The organism is Vibrio sp. 378 (genome assembly GCF_033339435.1).
In genome coordinates this window covers 58,699-77,485 of the sequence record NZ_JAWOUO010000015.1, presented here as the reverse complement: position 1 = coordinate 77,485, position 18,787 = coordinate 58,699, and the positions used below count along the sequence as shown (strand labels likewise).

The window sequence follows — 18,787 nt, the reverse complement described above, 5'->3', positions numbered from 1 at the left end:
GGATAAATTTATTATTACACAAACTTAACCTAAATTACTTATCACTCTGGTTGAATTTTGACCGGTTGCTTTGCTATGATTCCGGCTCTTATATTTTTGGTGGTTATCCTTTTATAACCATGTTGATGTATATAGGAACATATTTGGCTTTATAGGCTAGGGCATTTTATTGCCTAAAATTTATATGATTTTACCCTACCATTTCTGCTTATATTGGCAGGAAGGTGAACTCGTTATTAAATTAAAATTAGGTGAAGCAGTGATAAAAAATATTAAAATAAATAGAACAACCCTAAATAAAGGGTTGTCATTTTTATTGGTAATATTCGCTTGTTTACAGAGCATCCATTACGCCAGTGCAGCAGGAAATACGACGGGACAGCAAAATACATTGGTTATCCTGCTGAACTTCAAAGAAAACCCAAATGAGCAGCCATTAACTTTGTCAGAAGCAAATAATCTAATCTTTGGTACAGTCAATGACTTCTACCGTGAAAGCTCTTTTGATCAAATGTGGCTGTCTGGGAAAGTCGTGGGTTGGTTTAATCTACCGTTGTCTAATCAGGTTTGTGACTTTACCGCTGTTCAAGATGCAGCGGATCAAGAAGCCATCGCAGCGGGAGTGAAGCTTGAAGAGTACGATCGTATTGTTTACTTGATGACAAAAACGGCATGTGGTGTCGCTGGATCCGCAACTATTGATGGCATGCCTTCACGCGCGCACATCAATGGTGATTTTTCTCCGATGAATATCGCTCATGAGCTTGGACATAACTTTGGTTTGCATCACTCTCGTGCTCTTGATTGTGGCGAGCATACGCTTTCAGACAACTGTACGTTGCGTGAATACGGTGATACCTATGATGTAATGGGTGGTCCAGACATCGGCTATTTGAATACTTTCCAGCGCGAGCGACTAGGATGGCTAGAGGGAGAGCACGCTTCAAAGACACTGGAAGTTACTCAAAATGGTACATACTCCATCGCGAATTACGAGACGACTAGTGCTCAGCCAGTTACGATAAAAGTACCTCGTGGTACTGATCCTTCTACAGGTGCAAAAAAATGGTTTTACATTGAATACCGCCAGTCTATTGGGTTTGACGACTTTTTAGATGCTCGTTCTTACTCGTTCTATCGTGGGGACGTTACGGATGGCATCATCATTCGAAGCGCTGTAGAAGGCGATGGGCGCAGCAGTAATCTGCTTCACTTTAAAACTGATTCTGAATATCGTGCGGTTTTTGGCCGAAATGACTGGTTTGACCCATCTATGCCGGTCGGTGGTAGCTATACTGACCCAGACTCAGGTGTAACATTGAGTTTGGTGAGTGCAGCGAACGGCATCGCCGAAGTAAGCGTTGTCTTTGACGACTCTGACAACGGTAATATCGGGACTTGTACTGTTAATGCTCCATCAGTGACTGCGAAAGCTGCAACAAGCCACTCGGTTGCAGCCGGCGATGAGGTTCAATATCAGGTCACTATTACTAACAAAGATAGTGCAGATTGTTCAGCGAGCAGTTTTTCTGTGAACGCGTCAGTGCCAACTGGTTGGAAAGCAAGCAGCAATTCAATCACGCTAGCAGCAGGTGGAACCGGACAAGTAATGATATCAGTCGTATCTTCGGTTGACGCTAGTGATAAAGACTATGCTTTGAAGATGATCGTGACGCACGGAGAAGACTCAAGTCTGCAAACCGCAGCATCCGTGAATTACTCTGTAACCAATGAAATCTCGCCATCACCAGAGCTCGTTGCTGTTGATGATCAGGTGACTATGTCTTCGAAACAGTCGGTGATTATCGATGTGATGGCAAACGATGTTGTTGGAGAGCAAAACTCTGCAAGCGTGGTTTCTTTTACTAGACCAAGTAAGGGGCGACTAGAGCTGTTATCAGATGGCACCCTGCGTTACACACCTGAGAAGAAATTCAAAAATAATGACAGCTTTACCTATACCATAGGTGATGGTCAAAGCAGCTCGACCGCTCAGGTCTCAGTGAAGTTAGAGTCCTCAGCTGGTGGAGATTCTGGCAACTCTGGTAACAATGGGAAAGGTAAGAATAAATAGAACGATATAGTTCGAAAGAAAACGCCTGACGAGTTAACGTCAGGCGTTGTTTTATTAAGTTGTAAGTAGACCTTATTCAGGGCAGTTAACAGGCTCTGGACAAGTTGGACATAGCGTACATTCTGCAGACGCTGTTATCGCTTCTACGACAACATTACCGAAGATAGTTTCACCACTCGCATCCACAGTATCTGTAAACGCTCTGACTTCTTCACCCGGTAATGGAAGGCCTTCACCATCTCCTGGGATTGGCTCGTAGTTACCAGTAAAGTCGTAACACTCAGCAGGCGCAAGCATACCAACCTGGATTGGATTCGAGTCTTTGTTGTCGATTACGACAATGCCGTCAATGGTGACATTGGAGGTATTACATACACTACCACTGTAATTGACTTGAAGACCGTATTCATTAATACCAGTATCTTCAAATCGATTCACGACGACGACACTACAGTCTTTCTCTAGAGACAATGAACCAGGGATGTTTTGGCTTGGGCATTCCCAATCTGCGTTGTCAGAAACCGCAACACCACCACCAGTTTCAAGTGCTGCGCTTACTTCTGCATAGTTAGTGATACCGTTTTGGTCAATAATAAACGAACCATTAAACTCTTGCGTTTGTCCAACGGCGAGCATCGCTAAATTGAACACATGGTCACCAGCAGCCATATCGTTGTCAACGGCTGTAGTGTCTGTTGCCACAACATCATACAATGCAAAGTCACCGGTGTTTTCTACAGTGAGTTTATAGTTGTATTTCAAAGTGTTACCATTGACAATATCACCAAATGTACAAGTTTTAGTGATTTTAATGTCTGGTACGCCTGGTGTGTAACAGAATGAAATATGACTTAAGCCATAGTATCTACCATTTTTCCCTACAGGTGAATGCAGCAAGGCATCATCTTGATACAATAATCCATCTGTGAAGTAGTTATATAGGTTTCCGTCAGGACCACCTTTAACAAAGATAGCTTGCATAATCACAGGGCTATCACCTTGATCCCAACTGAAGGTTTTTGCCCCAGGTTGTTGATCAATAACCACTTCAAGCATGCCATCACCGAAAGTGCCGTCTGTAACTGGCTCAAGCTTGTATTCTATCAAACCATCGATCCCTGGAAGTAATTGTTGACAGGTGTTATTCCCTTCAACAAATATTGGTTGCACGCCTCGGCTTGAAGGGTCGCCAGCGGATGCGTAAACAATTTGAGAGCTCAGCACTAAGCTAACCGCTATGACCCAAGTAAACAGCTTAAACATGCTGCTGATATTGATCGCTGTAAGTATATTCTGGCTACATAAAGTGGAACAACGGTAACTCTTATTGCCCCACCAAGAGTTAAATATGGTTTTCATAAAACCTCCTTGTGTAAGTGGGCTCGCTACGTCCTTGAGCCCACATACGTGATAGTTTTCTCACAGAGTTAAACTGCGTCGGTTGACTAGCATAGAGTGTTCCATATTTAACCTTTTGTATTTGTTGGTTATTTTTTATTTTTGTACAGAGGGGTGAACAGTTTGTTTATATTTTCATAAATGGTTGGGCTAAAACTTATTCGCTAAACTACTGAATATGTTTTAGTTAAATGAGTATTCAATTAGATGTGTAAAGGATGTAACACTATGCAAACACGTGTTACACATCACCTTCACATTAGTTGGAGCAGGTGAGTAAGCGTATATTTCATATTCATAGTGGACAGTTTCAATACCGTCGTTTTTGTGCACCTGTCACAGGTGTAAACAATAAAGTGTCAATCTGTAACATTATCCTAGAACACGTATATATCTTTGTTATCGTAGGTTTTTTGTCTCTTTTGTTTTCTTTCTCTTTCTTTAAAATTGAACACTCTGTTCATTCTCTTCGCTGTTGAAAATATTTAGTTTAATAAAATCATAACCTTAAGTAGTGGCATGCTCTATGCGTTATACAAGCCGAAACGAAAGTTGTATCTCGCTTTCACTCTTTCTTAAAAGGCAATTAATGACATAGGGACCTTCGTCTAGCTTTAGAAGCGTTCTAAGGAGTAGGTTATGAATTCTTGTAAGTCAGGTATCTGGCATACGATGAAGAGCTTTCTTTATGCAATATTTACAAGTTTGCTAATAGGTAGCTCTGCATTTGCAACACCAACAGATGGCGTATTTGAGTTAGAAGCAAATGCTAATGCGATAGATGACTCTGGAGTGGGAGCTCCAGATGACTGGTCAACGCCGCCAAACAGTGGTGGAGCATTAGTATTTAGCTTTGAGAATGACACGGCAACACCGGATACAATCTTTACTGGTGGTAATAAAGACATCAAAGACATACCAGAACTCGGTTGGAAGACTGGGACGGTACTTGATAAAGGGGATATTCTTCATGCGTATGCAGCGGCATACAACATTAATAATGACCTTGTACTCACCTTTGGTGCAGACCGCTTTGGTAACAGCGGTGATGCCTTCTTAGGTTTTTGGTTTTATCAAGACTCAGTCAGTACAAACCCAGACGGTACATTCACTGGTCAACATATTGCTGGCGACCTTTTGATTCAGGTGAATTATTTGCAAGGGGCAAATGAGGGGCCAGAAATTTTGGTTCTTGAATGGGACACAACTTGTGCGAAAGCTGATAACAATAATCCACAAGATGGTCAGTGTGCTGCGACAAACTTACGTTTGAAAGTTAAGACAAATGCACTGTGTTCACCGGGCGCGCAAGATGTGTGTGCTTCAACCAATACAACTGACTCACCTGCACCATGGGCGTATACGCCAAAAAGTGGTGTCGAAAATGTCTTCCCTCCAGAAACCTTCTTTGAAGGTGGTGTAAACCTTACTGAACTTCTACAAACAGACACCTGTTTTAGCTCATTTGCAGCCGAAACAAGAGCATCAAGCAGTATTACCGCTCAGTTGAAAGACTTTGTGGTTGGTGACTTTGAGTTGTGTAGTGTTGATATCACTAAAACATGTAATCAAGCGGTCGTGAATGAAACAGAAGATGGTTACGTTTACTCATACAGCGGCGACGTGATTAATGATGGTGTTGGTACGCTATACGATGTTGTTGTAGAGGATTTAGAAGCAGGTACTACACATAGCTTAGGTGCCATTGCTTCAGGTGACAGTGCTTCATACAGCGGCAGTTTTGAAAGTACAAATAACGGTCTAACTAATACAGTAAGAGTCACAGCAGCTGCGACTCCGGGTGGTCAAGCGACCATTACTGATACAGCGAGTGATCCATGTGAGTCATTGAGCTTGTCTCCAATGATTAGTGTAACGAAATCATGTGAAAGCGGCTTCAAACTTACTGAAAACGGTATCATTGCAGAAGTGAGCTTCTCGGGAATGGTATGTAACACAACGCCTGGACTTACTTTAGTGAATGTTTCTGTTGTGGATGACTCAGGTACGCCTGAGGATACTTCTGATGACGTGAAAGTGGTAGATAATATCGAACTCGCTTCGGATCAATGTCAGTCTTATACTGGTAGCTATATCCCAACGGCATTTAGCAATGCAGAAACACAATCTTTCCGTGATACTGTGACAGCGGTTGGTTTCTTGAAAATCGATAATACTCAAGCGACGAATACAGCTTCTGCAGACTGTGACATTTGTCCTGCACCAAGCAACTAATTGACGTCTTGTGAATAAAAAGCCTGGAGTATTCTCCAGGCTTTTTCATATTGAATTGCGTGATTTAGTTCGGTTTCCCTTTACCGTTTCCACCACCATTACCACCAGAACTCGATTGTAAGGTGATGCTAATCGTCGCGGTTGAAGAAGATTGACCGTCACTGATCGTATAAGTGAATGAATCATTATTCTTAAACTTCTTCGAAGGTATGTATTCAATGGAGCCATCGCTCAGTACACGGGCGCTGCCTTTGTTTGGCTTAGCGACCGTAATTGCAAGAGAAGTCGATTGTTCAAATGAGTCATTATTTAACTGTTGGATGCGAACGACGGATTTATCACTGATCGTTACGCTATCATTCACCGCTTCAAGTGGTGACGTTGACTCAGATAACACTGTGTAAGGTAGCTCGGTTTTGGCTGATTGTTCATTTTCAGCATCTATAACGTCAACGGCTATGCTGTAAGAGTTCGGTTGAGCATCGCTGTTTGACGTAACCATGACCGTCGTTTCTGCACTCATGCCGGAAGGAACCGTCAAGGCACTTGCGTCATAATTCCATCCGTCAGGAACGCTTAAAGCTGTTGTATAGGTCGCGTCTGCACATTCTGTATTGTTCTGGTTCGTCACTTTTAGATTATACGCTAATGTTTCTCCGGCATTAGCATCAGAACCTGAAAGTGGGGTTAGAGAGAGTAGAGGCGATGTCGCAACGCATTGCCCTGATTCACCACCAAATATGACACTGACCTGTGCGTTTTGACCATTAGCACTTTCCAAAGTAATCGACACGCCTGTTTTTGGATCGGTGAACGTTCCACCGATTGGAAGAGCGGGGTCTTCCCAGTCATTACTCCCAAATAATTGTTTGAAAGTGGAGTCAGGCTTCATGTGTAGCAAGCGGCTACTTTTAAGATCACCGTCTGTCGCTAGGCGCACAACCACACCTTCTGTCACATCTTGGCGGTATACGATGTACGAACGGTCACGTAAAAAGCTGTCGTAGCCAAGAGCTTGTCGATATTCAACGTAAAACCATTGGCGCTGGCCTGTAATTGGATCGGTACCTCTTGGGATTTTTAAAACTTTTGATGAAGTACTTTCAAAGTCTTCATAGGCATCAATAGAGTAAACACCATCACTAGAAATGATTTGAGCAGGGGAGGTCTGCCACCCTAAGTTTTCCAGTTGGAAGGCGCTAAAGTAACCCATATCGTAGTTACCCATCGTATCGTAGCTATCACCGTACTCTATGACACGGCAATCACCAGCCAACGTACCGTCTTTACAGTCGAGTGCGGAAGCGTGATGCAATCCAAAATTATGTCCTAATTCATGGGCGATAACTCGAGGCTCGAAAACCGCATTTATTGACGCTCTAGAGGGAGTTACTCCTTGACTACCAGAGCCTTCTGATGCACATCCAGTTTTGGTTGTTAAGTAGATAAAACGGTCATAGTTTGATAGTTGATATCCCGCAGTTTCAGCCATTTTGTTGGCTTCCGCAGCTACAGCATCATCATCGCAAATTTGGTTTGATATCGGCAAGGTGAATGTTCCAGCAACATCACCAGTTAGCCAAAGTTGCCCCTGGGACATTTGCGAATAGAAGTCGCTAACGGTATTAAAAACAACATGATGGGCGTCTTCTTTAGAGATCGGGATCTCTTGAGGGTTTTCTTGGAAATTGACGAGTACAACTAATGTTTTTTGTTCACCACTGGCCACTTGCTCAACATAAGCCTCTGATGAAAAAGAATATGCTGACACGAGGGTTACAAAGCCAAGAGCTAGCAAGCGTAAATTTGACGCAACAAAGCCCAATTGAGGGAGGATGACCTTCTTCAATTTATATACCTACTTAATATTTTGATATTAAATGAAATTACAAATTCATAATGTTTTAAATAAAATAAATAACGAGCTCTACCCAAATAGAACCAGTAATTATCAAGTGTGCATTATGTTTTATAAAGTTTGTTTTATATTTGTGTGTGTTTATTACTTTTAAACACGAGGCGAGATATTAGCAGAAGGGGTGGTTAAAATTCAACCATGCATTTCGGTTTTTATAAGTTCATGAATTATAATGTTTAACTACTTTTTATTGGTGGTTTTTATAAAAATAATAAGAGACAATATTGTATGCAACAAAAGTAGTTACAAAGACAGTAGTAATATTACACCGTGTAGTATGCAACACTCTTAATTGTTTGTTATTTCTTTTGTTTTATATATAAATTACTTATTAAAAATAAGACGCTATCAATTCCATAGAGAAAATTTTCAAATTAAAGAAATATTAATTTCAAAAAACAAGAGACTTATTATATCTGGATATAGGCAACGCCATTTTTGCCATTTTTCTTTATCTCATACATTGCATGATCGGCTTTTTGATAAACTTCATTAAACTGTTGTTTTCCTTTATCAAATAGACAAACACCGATGCTCATTCCAATCGTTACTTTATTTAAGTCCTGATTTATCACAGGAATGATGGAACTTAAGAGTCGATCACAAAGTTGAGATATTTCTTCTTGATTTGAATAAGAGCTTAAAACGACAAACTCATCTCCTCCTATGCGTCCGACTTGAGACTTGCTTGGCGCAAGCTCTGTTAAGCTATTGGCTATATTAATGAGGAGAGTATCACCAGTATGATGGCCTAGCTGGTCGTTAACTGCTTTAAAATTATCTATATCAACAAACACTAAGGCAGACTGCTGAGACGGCTTGGTTTGAGGTTGATGATTAAAGTTTTCCTCAATTGCTTTTCTATTTAATAGTCCGGTCAATGGATCACTCGAAGCTAACTTAGCCAGTTGCTGCTCATATCGCTTTTCTTTTGTAATATCGATATGAGTGCCCATCATGCGTAGTGGTTCGCCATCAGAACCATACTCGACGATGCGCCCTCGATCGTAGACCCAACTATCACTGCCGTCTTTATGAATCATGCGATGAACTACCTCATAAAGGTCGGTTTTGCCAGCTAGGTGATCTTCAAATGCACCCACCGCAAGATCATAATCTTCAGGGTGGAGATTGTTTTTCCACGTTTCAACCGTCGCGGTTAACTCATGGGGCTGATAACCTAGCATTTTGCCCCATTGCATATTGAATATCGTCAAAGTACCTGAAGGAATATGCTGCTCCCACAAACACAGTCCATTACTGTCGAGTGCAGCATTCAACTTTTCTTGTAGTCGCGCATTTTTCCGCTTCAGCTCTTCATTTTCTTTTTCTAAGACGGCAATTCGAGTTAGATATTCTTCCATTTTGCGCATAATTTACGTCGTTTTCGGAGCGACAATATACGAAAAATACTTTGCAATTTCTATGATTGAGCTTGGAGATATAAGTATTGAATATGCGGTAAATAATAAAGAATCGGTGATGTTACTTAAGAGCAGCAAAGTAAATGCTTGGAAAAACAAAGAGGGAAATAGGGGATAAGCGAGGGGCTCTCCTGGTGCAAAGTCTTAAATGGAGGCCTTTGCACCGGGACTACTGAGGGTTAGCGGTTTAGTGCACCACAACGCTCAGGCTGGTAGGTGATATCGACAATTTCAATTGTCTTCACTTGATTATTTGGCATTGGCCATTCAAGTTTTTGACCAACAGACAAACCGATCAGTGCGCTGCCTACGGGCGCAAAAATAGAGATATCATCACTGCTTTTCAGTTCAGAAGGGTAAACCAGTGTCTTTGTCATGGTTCTATCTTCACCTGAAAATTTAAACTCTACAGTCGAGTTCATCGTGACCACGTTATCTGGCATTTGTTCTGGCTCAAGAACTGTTGCTCGGTCGAGCTCTGCTTCTAATTCCACAAGCTCCGCTGCGATGTTTGGCATTTTATCCAACAAGGCCGTGATTCGGTTCATATCTAAGCTTGAGATGTAGATAGAATTGTTTTCTGACATTTTATGACTCCCAAATAAAAGGCCGCCTCACAAAAATGGGACGGCACTCTATATGTCAATTACGGTATCAATCATATGGACGCTATTCCATATGAACTAAACCTGATTTTAGTCTTTATAGTGCGACTTAGCTAGTAAAAAATTTTTGTTGTGAAGCTTGATTTTTCTAAATCTTTCAATCACTTCAGATATTGTTCTCTGATCACCTTGAAACAGTGAAGTCAAGTGAGTGCGTCGTTTAGAAGCAAAACAGGATTTATCGTAGGTGTGCTCGGTTTCGATGGTCAGCCTTACTTCATAAAGCAAAACGGTATAGTCCGTTGCTAGCATGGCTTCGGTTATCTCAGTTTGTTAAAACTACCAATATCCGTTAATAAATTACTTTTTATTTCGCAATAGTCAGATAAATACGTTCATCTACCCCTTTAGGGTAGTTTGAAATTGTAATTGATTTACATCATGTATTAATTTTCTTTCACAATTAACAATGCGCTCAGTGATAAGAACCTAACCCTTAGGAAGTACAATGAGCAAGTTGAAGCTAGTAGTCATCGGTAACGGTATGGTAGGCCACCGTTACATTGAAGACTTAGTCGAGAAAGCTGATATGTCTAATATGGACATTACGGTTTTCTGTGAAGAACCTCGTGTCGCATACGACCGTGTGCACCTTTCCTCTTACTTTTCTCACCATACTGCAGATGAACTTTCTTTAGTGAAAGAAGGCTTCTACGAGAAACACGGTATTAACATGCTGATCGGCGAACGCGCGATTAACATCAACCGTGAAAACCGCATTGTTTACTCAAGCACTGGTCGCGAAGTTCAATACGACAAGCTGATTCTTGCTACTGGCTCATTCCCATTTGTTCCACCTATCAAAGGTCACGAAAGCAAAGACTGTTTTGTTTACCGTACTATCGAAGATCTTAAAGCGATCGAAGCGTGTGCGAAGAAGAGCAAATCAGGCGTTGTTGTCGGTGGTGGTCTGCTAGGTCTTGAAGCTGCGGGCGCATTGAAAGCTCTGGGTGTAGAAACACACGTTGTTGAGTTCGCACCAAAGCTAATGGCAGAGCAACTTGACCTTGCTGGTGGTAACCAACTTCGTCAAAAGATCGAGCGTATGGGCGTGAACGTTCACACCAGCAAAAATACTCTTGAGATTGCGGCAGAAGGCACAAACGCACGCAATGTTATGCGTTTTGCTGACGGTTCAGAGCTAGAAACAGACTTCATCGTATTCTCTGCAGGTATTCGTCCACAAGACAAACTGGCACGCCAAATGGAGCTAGAAGTGGCACCTCGCGGTGGTGTTGCTATCAACGACCATTGTCAGACTTCTGATGAGAACATCTACGCGATTGGTGAGTGTGCGTCTTGGAACGAAATGTTCTACGGCCTTGTTGCTCCTGGTTACAAGATGGCGACAGTCGCTGTTGATCACCTACTAGGTAACACAGAAAGCAAATTCGAAGGCGCTGACATGTCTGCGAAGCTGAAACTTCTTGGCGTGAAAGTAGGCTCTATCGGTGACGCGAACGGTCGTACTGAAGGCTGTAAGAGTTACGTTTACCAAAACGAAGAGCAAGAAGTTTACAAACGTCTTATCGTTTCTGAAGACAACAAGAAACTGCTTGGCGCGGTTATGGTTGGCGATACGTCTGACTACGGCGACCTGCTTCAACTTATGTTGAACGAAATCGACCTACCAGAACACCCAGATGCGCTGATCCTTCCTGCACACGCAGGCGCTGAGAAACCAGCACTAGGTGCAGACGCTCTACCAGAAAGCGCAGTGATCTGTTCATGTTTCGACGTGACAAAAGGCAAGATCGCACAGGCGGTTGCCGATGGTCACCACACATTGGGCGACATCAAAGCAGTGACTGGCGCAGGTACAGGCTGTGGTGGTTGTATTCCTCTAGTGACGTCTGTTCTAAATGCTGAGCTTGCTAAATCGGGTATCGAAGTGAAGAACGACGTGTGTGAGCACTTTGCATACTCACGCCAAGAGTTGTTCCACCTAATCCGCATTGAAGAGATCAAAACGTTTGATGAGCTTCTAGAGAAATACGGTAAAGGTTACGGCTGTGAAGTTTGTAAGCCACTGGCAGGTTCTATCTTGGCTTCTTGCTGGGGTGAGCACATCCTTAAGCCACAACTGGTTAAGTTGCACGACACGAACGATAACTTCCTAGGTAACATCCAAAAAGACGGTACTTACTCTGTTATCCCACGTATGGCGGGTGGTGAAGTAACACCTCAGGCACTGGGTGCGTTAGCGAACGTTGCTGCAGAATACAACCTATACACCAAAGTAACCGGTGCTCAACGTATTGGTCTGTTCGGTGCTCAAAAAGACGATCTTCCAGAGATCTGGCGCAAGCTTATCGACGCTGGTTTCGAAACAGGTCAAGCGTACGCAAAAGCCCTTCGTATGGCGAAGACCTGTGTTGGCTCAACGTGGTGTCGTTACGGCGTTCAAGATTCTGTTGGTCTGGGTTCTTACATCGAGAACCGTTACAAAGGCATTCGTACACCTCATAAGATGAAGTTCGGTGTTTCTGGCTGTACTCGTGAGTGTGCGGAAGCACAAGGTAAAGACCTTGGTATTATCGCGACTGACGCAGGTTGGAACATGTACGTATGTGGTAACGGTGGTATGAAACCTCGTCACGCAGACCTACTTGCAAGTGACCTAGATAAAGAAACACTAATCAAGTACATCGACCGCTTCATGATGTTCTACATCCGTACTGCTGCGCCACTACAACGCACATCAGTTTGGATGGAAAACATGGAAGGTGGCGTTGACTACCTACGCGAAGTGATTGTTGAAGACAAACTTGGCATCAACACTCAACTAGAAGCTGATGTAGCGAAGCTTGTAGACGAGTACGAGTGTGAGTGGACTGCGACCATCAACGACGAATCACAACTGACTCGTTTCGCGCACTTCATCAACTCTGACAAGCGCGATGAAAACGTTGTGTTTGTACAAGAGCGTGAACAGCACCGCCCTGCAACCTTCACGGAAAAACATCCTGAAGCGAAAGGCGACATCCTACACGTAGCGATCACTGAAGCATAAGGGAAGGTTGATTATGTCATTTGAAAAGATTTGCCAAATCAGCGACATCGTACCGGGCACAGGTGTTTGTGCACTGGTTGATGGTCAGCAAGTTGCGGTATTCCGCCCAACACAAGCAGAAGAAGTGCTGGCGATCAGCAACACAGACCCGTTCTTCCAATCAAACGTGCTTTCTCGCGGTTTGATCTGTGAGCACCAAGGCGAGCTTTGGGTGGCTAGCCCACTTAAGAAGCAACGCTTTAACCTGACAACAGGTGCGTGCATGGAAGACGAGCGTTTTAGCGTGAAAGCGTACAAAACCCGCGTAACCAACGGCGAAGTAGAAATCTCTGCGTAAGCTTGGTTTTCATTCCCTCCTCTTAGGGGGAGGGAATGAACTGAAACCTAGATTCAATAGACAAAGGCTTTCCAAGCATCATCTCAGGGGAACAGGGAAGCGAGGTGTTGTAGACAGCGTTCAGGTGTCAACGGGAAGCCTTTCTCTATTCAATCTTTAACTTTTTAACTTTCAATTTTGGATAAGGACACATTCATGTCTACTGATTTTAAGCCTGCAGAATTCGTGCAAACCATGATCAATGTTGGTGAAGCGAAAACCAATACAAGCACGCGAGACCTTCTGCTTCGCGGTACGATGGCTGGCGTTATTCTTTCGCTTGCGGTGGTGGTTGCTATTACCGCGATTGTACAAACGGGTATCGGTCTTGTAGGAGCACTTGTTTTCCCCGTTGGTTTCGTAATTCTAAGTGTGATGGGGTATGACCTAGTAACCGGTGTTTTTGGTCTAGCGCCTCTGGCTAAGTTTGCTAACCGTCCGGGCATCACTTGGGGTCGTATCTTCCGTTGTTGGGGTCTTGTAGGCTTGGGTAACCTTATCGGTTCTCTGATCGTTGCTTACCTAGTGGCTATCTCTCTAACAGGTAACTTCTCTCTAGAACTGAACGCAGTAGCGAAGAAATTTGTGGCTGTTTCTACCGCGCGTAGCCTTGGTTTTGAAAACATGGGTATGGACGGATGGATCACGTGTTTCGTACGCGGCATCTTCTGTAACCTAATGGTATGTCTAGGCGTTATCGGCAACATGACAGCACGTTCAGTATCTGGTCGCGTAGCAATGATGTGGTTCCCAATCTTCATCTTCTTCGCTCTAGTATTCGAGCACACAGTAGTAAACATGTTCCTATTCCCACTAGGTATGATTCTAGGTGCGGATTTTGGTATCGCGACTTGGTTGAACTTCAACCTTATCCCAACCATCCTAGGTAACATTGTTGGTGGTCTAGTAATGACTTGTATTCCACTGTACCTAACTCACGCTAAAACTGCGCCTTCTATCAATGCTGAAGAAGAAGTAAAAGCGCAACCTGCAATGGCTAAATAACCATTAACGGGTAATTCGCTTAATATGGTCCCGCTTCTGGATGGGCGGGACTATTCTCTAACTAGATTTCAATTTTTAACTTTCACTTTCGCGACATATTTTATTGATTTAGCTATAAAAAGTAATAACTCCTTAGAGTGGTTTTAGCCCTAAGTGCATAACGCGAGTGTTACTCTTTATATCTAAATTTTTCGATAGGCGTTGATATGACTACTGCTCACTCATCTTTAAACAGCGGCTTTGTTTCTCTTGTTGGTGCAGGTCCAGGTGATCCTGATTTGCTCACAGTAAAAGGCTTAAAAGCCATTCAAGCGGCTGAAGTTGTTGTATACGACCGTTTGGTATCAAAAGAGATTCTTGAGTTGGCTCATGCATCAGCAGAGATGATTTATGTTGGGAAAAAACTCGATTTTCACTGTGTGCCTCAAGATCAAATCAACCAAATCTTGGTGCAAAAAGCGCAAGAAGGTAAGCGCGTTGTGCGCCTAAAAGGTGGGGACTCATTTATCTTTGGCCGTGGTGGTGAAGAGCTAGAAGAGCTAGCCGAATTTGGCATCAAATACGAAGTGGTTCCGGGTATCACAGCAGCAGCGGGTGCAACGGCTTATGCTGGTATTCCATTAACACACCGCGACCATGCACAAAGCGTTCAATTTATCACTGGTCATGTACAAAAAGATGGTCGTGAAATTGAGTGGCATTCACTAGCTCAGTCTAATAACACGCTTGTATTCTACATGGGTTTGAAGCAAAGCGGCCATATTATGGATAAGCTGATCACTCATGGGTTAGATCCTGAGATGTCATGCGCCATTATTGAAAACGGTACGCGCCCAGAGCAGCGCGTGTTCCAAGGAAAGTTGAACGAGCTATCGATCATGGCAGAGCAAGCCGTGAGCCCAGCATTGATTGTGGTTGGTAGCGTGACTCAACTTCACAACAAGTTGGATTGGTTCGCAAAGTAACATTGCCCAGAAGTGACTATATTTTACAGGGGCTTTGCTGCCTCTGCATTTCTTGCTTACGCATAGGCATTTGATCAATGAGGTTGTTGATAAACGGCCAGTCTGTTTCTGCGCCCCAGCGGTGCTTTTCTAGACCATCTTTACCAAGCAAAATAGCGGTGTGAGATCCTTTTTCGACCTCATAAAGACGAGCTAGCATTTTTAAGTCGAACTCTTCTTTAAGCCAAGCAGGAAAGGTATACCCTTGCTCTGTAATGACCAGTGTGACGACATCTCTGTCTTCCAACTCACACTCATTCATAAGTGTTTCTAGCAAGAATTGTTTGACGTATTCATCATTTTCCGGCGCAAAGTAGAGCACACTTCTATGTGGCCAGTATTTGGAGTGCGCTGGATAACCAAATGCTGTCGATGACAAGATACAAGAAAGTAGTATCACTAGTAACTTTCCGCCCATGACAGTTCCCCTAGAAACCCAAATAACTTTTTATACGTTAAGTTTAGTGGAATTGGCTCATTGTGCTTTTTCCAAAACTGGCATAGGGTAGGCAGCAAATAAATTGAGCGTAGAAATAGATGAGTTCGGAAAGCAAACAAAAAATCGCTATTTTGGTTGATGTACAGAATGTGTATTACACCTGTCGCGAAGCGTATCGAAGCAATTTTGATTACAACCAGTTTTGGTATGTTGCCACACAAGGGAAAGAGGTGGTAAGTGCTCGTGCTTATGCTATTGCGAGCAATGATCCCAAGCAACGTCAGTTCCACCATATTCTTCGTGGTGTTGGCTTTGAGGTGATGCTGAAACCCTACATCCAGCGTCGTGATGGTAGCTCGAAAGGCGATTGGGATGTGGGTATTACTCTCGATGCAATTGAAATTGCTCCCGAAGTTGAGGAAGTGATTCTAGTTTCGGGAGATGGAGACTTTAGTCTGCTAGTAGAGAGAATTCAGCAGCGCTTCAATAAAACGGTGACCGTTTATGGTGTACCTAAACTTACATCTCAAACTCTGATTGATTGTGCCGACAATTTTGTCGCGATTGATGACGATTTCTTGCTGTAGTTAATAGTGCAATAAAGAAAGGCGAGTCACTCAGGCTGTACGAAAACGTACAATGACTCGCCTCTAATTTATCGTTGATTTGGCTAGTTACGAAGGAATGATCATTTGCCCTAGCAAGTAACCCAAGCAACACGCACCAATCACGCCGATTAAGCCCACAGACATGAATGAATGGTTGAAGTACCACTTACCAATCTTAGTTGTGCCCGATGTATCGAAGTTCACAGTCGCGATATCTGAAGGGTAGTTGGGAATAAAGAAGTAGCCGTATACCGCTGGCATCAAGCCGATAAGCAGCGCAGGTTCCAAACCTAAGCCGAGACCAACAGGCAGCATCATGCGAGCCGTTGCAGCTTGAGAGTTCACCACAACCGACACAATGAATAACGCAAGCGCGAATGTCCAAGGATAGTTGGTTACCATCTCTACGATGCCAGATTTAAATTGAGGCATAGCGTACTGGAAGTAGGTATCTGACATCCATGCAATACCGAAGATAGCAATCGCCGCCACCATACCAGATTTAAATACCACCCCATTTGGTACGTCACGCGGGTCAGTTTTGGTCGCAAGCAAAATGATACCGCCGAAGCAGAGCATCATCATTTGAATCACAACTGCCATGCTGATTGGCTTCGAGCCATCTACGATGGTACGAATGTCTGGCCACATCGCGATAACGACGATAACCAAGATAGAAGCAATGAACAGCAATACAGAGTTACGAGCACTTGTTGGTAGTACTTCATCAAGAGACGTTGCAGTTGTGTTGAGGATTTTTTCTCTCCACACAGGATCTTTCAAACGCTCTTGGTATTCTTCATCGTCGTCTAGCTCTTTACCACGCTTTAGGCTGTAAAGTGACATCAACAACGTACCGAATAGCGTTGCAGGTACGGTAACGAGCAGAATTGAGAGCAGAGTGATCTCGTGTTGAATGTCGGAGAGTTGCGCCAAGTAGTAAACCACTGCTGCTGAAATTGGCGAGGCTGTGATTGCGATTTGAGAGGCGACAGAAGCGGCAGCCATAGGACGCTCTGGACGAATGCCGTTTTTAAGCGCAACGTCGCCAATGATTGGCATGATAGAGTAAACCGCGTGACCTGTACCAAGTAGGAAGGTCATAAAGTAAGTCACGAACGGAGCAATAAGGGTGACGCGTTTTGGGTTCTTACGAAGCACACGCTCGGCAACTTGCAGCATGTATTTCAAACCGCCAGCGGCTTCAAGAATGGAAGCACATGTTACCACCGCTAAAATGATCAACATGACGGTGACAGGAGGAGAGGTTGGCGGCATCTTAAAGATGAAGACTTCAATCACCAAGCCAATTCCGGATACGACCCCAAGGCCTATACCACCATAACGTGAGCCGATATACAGCATCACGAGCAAAAATAGAAACTCAAGATACAACATGTGGATTTCCTTATTCAAAACAGAGGGCTACATAGCCAAATTACCTCTTTGTATTGTCTCGATATTCAGAAAGAAAATACTTCATGTTGTTCACAATCCGCTGGATAAGAAACAGCAATATTCAATTATTGGCAATAACTCACGCTACACAGGGGAACTGTTAACACAGTTTTATCAGGGTGTTTTTATGCTGTGTATTTTTGCGATCATGTGAGCGTTAAATGCGAAGAGGTTTAAGAGTTTGTTGCTATTCATCGCATACGTAACCAGACCTTACAGTTTCACAGAATGCGGAAATACAGTCATAACTAACCCTAAGAGTGCTTCTTTGTTATGAAAACGCAAAGGATAATAGTTTGCATTGCGATTGGTGCTTGGGTATAAAGGTGTCAGAATGACTACACCAACAATAAGCCATCATGTCTGAGCAATTTTTCCCGCAACTGTTTCAAACTTCGAGTGAGATTACACCTTATCTACACGGTGATATCGGCGAGATAGGGCAAGAAGCTATCCATATCGAGAATGATATCACCCCGATCATCCAAGGCCTTTACCAGCAAATCTCGGAGGCTCATCCGGAAGCGGGAAAAGCATATTGGTTGACAAGAACGTGGGATTTACTTTGTTGGCAGCCAGTTTATGTCGCATTCATCTCTATTTACGGTTACCACACGTTGCCAAACATTCGCGAGATAGCGCAGCACCTCAAACCTTGTTTTGTTTCTGGGTACCGATTCGCCGACGAAGCGCATATACATGGCGAGTCAGAAGCGTTGATAAAAGAGGCGGGGCGTCAAATCCGAGAACTGTTCGACTTCTATCAACAAGAGATGAGTCAATGGACACGCATTCGTCCTGGCTTCACCCATCAATTGATGTCGGACGGAATCATGGCTTGTTTAATTCGTCTCCAACGGCGCTTTCCGCAAATGACTAACTCGACACTTCAGGAGCATGCGGTCTTGTGGCTAAGCGCAATGGGTTTGGATGTTGATAATAGCCGCTCACTTCATGAGACGGAATCTGATCAGCCGCTAAAGTTAGTAAGAAAAAGCTGTTGTTTAGTCTATAAGTGTGAAGGCAGAAAGCTTTGTGCAGATTGTCCTCGTTTAGAGGAAAATCGACAGCTTATGAGCAAGAAGGTGCTTAATTAACATTTATTTAACTTGTGTAACAATGCTCGATTTGAGAGTGAGAATAAGTATCATTGCATGCTCTTGTTGACAA

Annotated in this window: 14 protein-coding genes; 8 read left to right on the top strand and 6 right to left on the bottom strand. The window is 43.3% G+C overall.

Features of this window, described 5'->3' with window-relative positions; translation table 11 throughout:
* Window positions 1-391 precede the first annotated feature (391 nt).
* Window positions 392-2,074, top strand: coding sequence for an Ig-like domain-containing protein (locus R7Q48_RS20635; protein ID WP_213871362.1), 1,683 nt, complete (start codon window positions 392-394; stop codon window positions 2,072-2,074).
* 72 nt (window positions 2,075-2,146) lie between these two features.
* On the opposite strand, the gene R7Q48_RS20630 is transcribed toward R7Q48_RS20635, so the two are convergent.
* On the bottom strand, window positions 2,147-3,433 hold the full coding sequence (locus R7Q48_RS20630; protein WP_213866317.1) for a hypothetical protein: 1,287 nt from the start codon (window positions 3,431-3,433) through the stop codon (window positions 2,147-2,149).
* A 678-nt stretch (window positions 3,434-4,111) separates the two neighbouring features.
* Here R7Q48_RS20630 and R7Q48_RS20625 point away from each other — a divergent pair.
* Complete coding sequence (locus tag R7Q48_RS20625; protein ID WP_151515535.1) at window positions 4,112-5,707, top strand: DUF11 domain-containing protein; 1,596 nt, start codon at window positions 4,112-4,114, stop codon at window positions 5,705-5,707.
* Window positions 5,708-5,771: 64 nt separating this feature from the next.
* Here the strand turns inward: R7Q48_RS20625 and R7Q48_RS20620 are convergent, their stop codons facing one another.
* The 3 genes from R7Q48_RS20620 to rnk all read right to left on the bottom strand — a co-directional run bounded on the left by R7Q48_RS20620 (window position 5,772) and on the right by rnk (window position 9,636).
* On the bottom strand, window positions 5,772-7,556 hold the full coding sequence (locus R7Q48_RS20620) for an Ig-like domain-containing protein (protein WP_213898300.1): 1,785 nt from the start codon (window positions 7,554-7,556) through the stop codon (window positions 5,772-5,774).
* A gap of 479 nt (window positions 7,557-8,035) precedes the next feature.
* Window positions 8,036-8,989, bottom strand: coding sequence for a diguanylate cyclase domain-containing protein (locus tag R7Q48_RS20615; RefSeq protein WP_213898396.1), 954 nt, complete (start codon window positions 8,987-8,989; stop codon window positions 8,036-8,038).
* 239 nt (window positions 8,990-9,228) lie between these two features.
* Window positions 9,229-9,636, bottom strand: a complete 408-nt coding sequence (rnk, locus tag R7Q48_RS20610) for a nucleoside diphosphate kinase regulator (protein WP_005376048.1) — start codon at window positions 9,634-9,636, stop codon at window positions 9,229-9,231.
* Between the two features lie 526 nt (window positions 9,637-10,162).
* Between rnk and nirB the strand changes: the two genes are divergently transcribed.
* From nirB to cobA, 4 genes are all read left to right on the top strand, one after another.
* Window positions 10,163-12,727 (top strand): nitrite reductase large subunit NirB, encoded by a 2,565-nt coding sequence (gene nirB, locus R7Q48_RS20605; protein WP_318132430.1) that lies wholly within the window; start codon window positions 10,163-10,165, stop codon window positions 12,725-12,727.
* Window positions 12,728-12,740: 13 nt separating this feature from the next.
* On the top strand, window positions 12,741-13,064 hold the full coding sequence (gene nirD, locus R7Q48_RS20600) for a nitrite reductase small subunit NirD (RefSeq protein WP_005387969.1): 324 nt from the start codon (window positions 12,741-12,743) through the stop codon (window positions 13,062-13,064).
* A gap of 195 nt (window positions 13,065-13,259) precedes the next feature.
* Complete coding sequence (locus R7Q48_RS20595; RefSeq protein WP_005387971.1) at window positions 13,260-14,108, top strand: formate/nitrite transporter family protein; 849 nt, start codon at window positions 13,260-13,262, stop codon at window positions 14,106-14,108.
* A 206-nt stretch (window positions 14,109-14,314) separates the two neighbouring features.
* The gene (gene cobA / locus R7Q48_RS20590; RefSeq protein WP_258458081.1) at window positions 14,315-15,073 is read left to right on the top strand and encodes a uroporphyrinogen-III C-methyltransferase; all 759 of its coding nucleotides are present in this window, start codon (window positions 14,315-14,317) and stop codon (window positions 15,071-15,073) included.
* A 16-nt stretch (window positions 15,074-15,089) separates the two neighbouring features.
* On the opposite strand, the gene R7Q48_RS20585 is transcribed toward cobA, so the two are convergent.
* Window positions 15,090-15,530 carry a DUF4174 domain-containing protein gene (locus tag R7Q48_RS20585; RefSeq protein WP_005376058.1) on the bottom strand — a complete coding sequence of 147 codons (441 nt, stop codon included), beginning with the start codon at window positions 15,528-15,530 and terminating at the stop codon, window positions 15,090-15,092.
* 119 nt (window positions 15,531-15,649) lie between these two features.
* Between R7Q48_RS20585 and R7Q48_RS20580 the strand changes: the two genes are divergently transcribed.
* Window positions 15,650-16,138, top strand: a complete 489-nt coding sequence (locus R7Q48_RS20580) for an NYN domain-containing protein (RefSeq protein WP_005387978.1) — start codon at window positions 15,650-15,652, stop codon at window positions 16,136-16,138.
* A gap of 87 nt (window positions 16,139-16,225) precedes the next feature.
* Here R7Q48_RS20580 and R7Q48_RS20575 read toward each other — a convergent pair whose 3' ends face one another.
* Window positions 16,226-17,557 (bottom strand): anaerobic C4-dicarboxylate transporter, encoded by a 1,332-nt coding sequence (locus R7Q48_RS20575; protein ID WP_005376060.1) that lies wholly within the window; start codon window positions 17,555-17,557, stop codon window positions 16,226-16,228.
* 419 nt (window positions 17,558-17,976) lie between these two features.
* On the opposite strand from R7Q48_RS20575, the gene R7Q48_RS20570 reads away from it, so the two are divergent.
* The gene (locus tag R7Q48_RS20570; RefSeq protein ID WP_318132429.1) at window positions 17,977-18,714 is read left to right on the top strand and encodes a siderophore ferric iron reductase; all 738 of its coding nucleotides are present in this window, start codon (window positions 17,977-17,979) and stop codon (window positions 18,712-18,714) included.
* The last annotated feature ends 73 nt before the right edge of the window (window positions 18,715-18,787 follow it).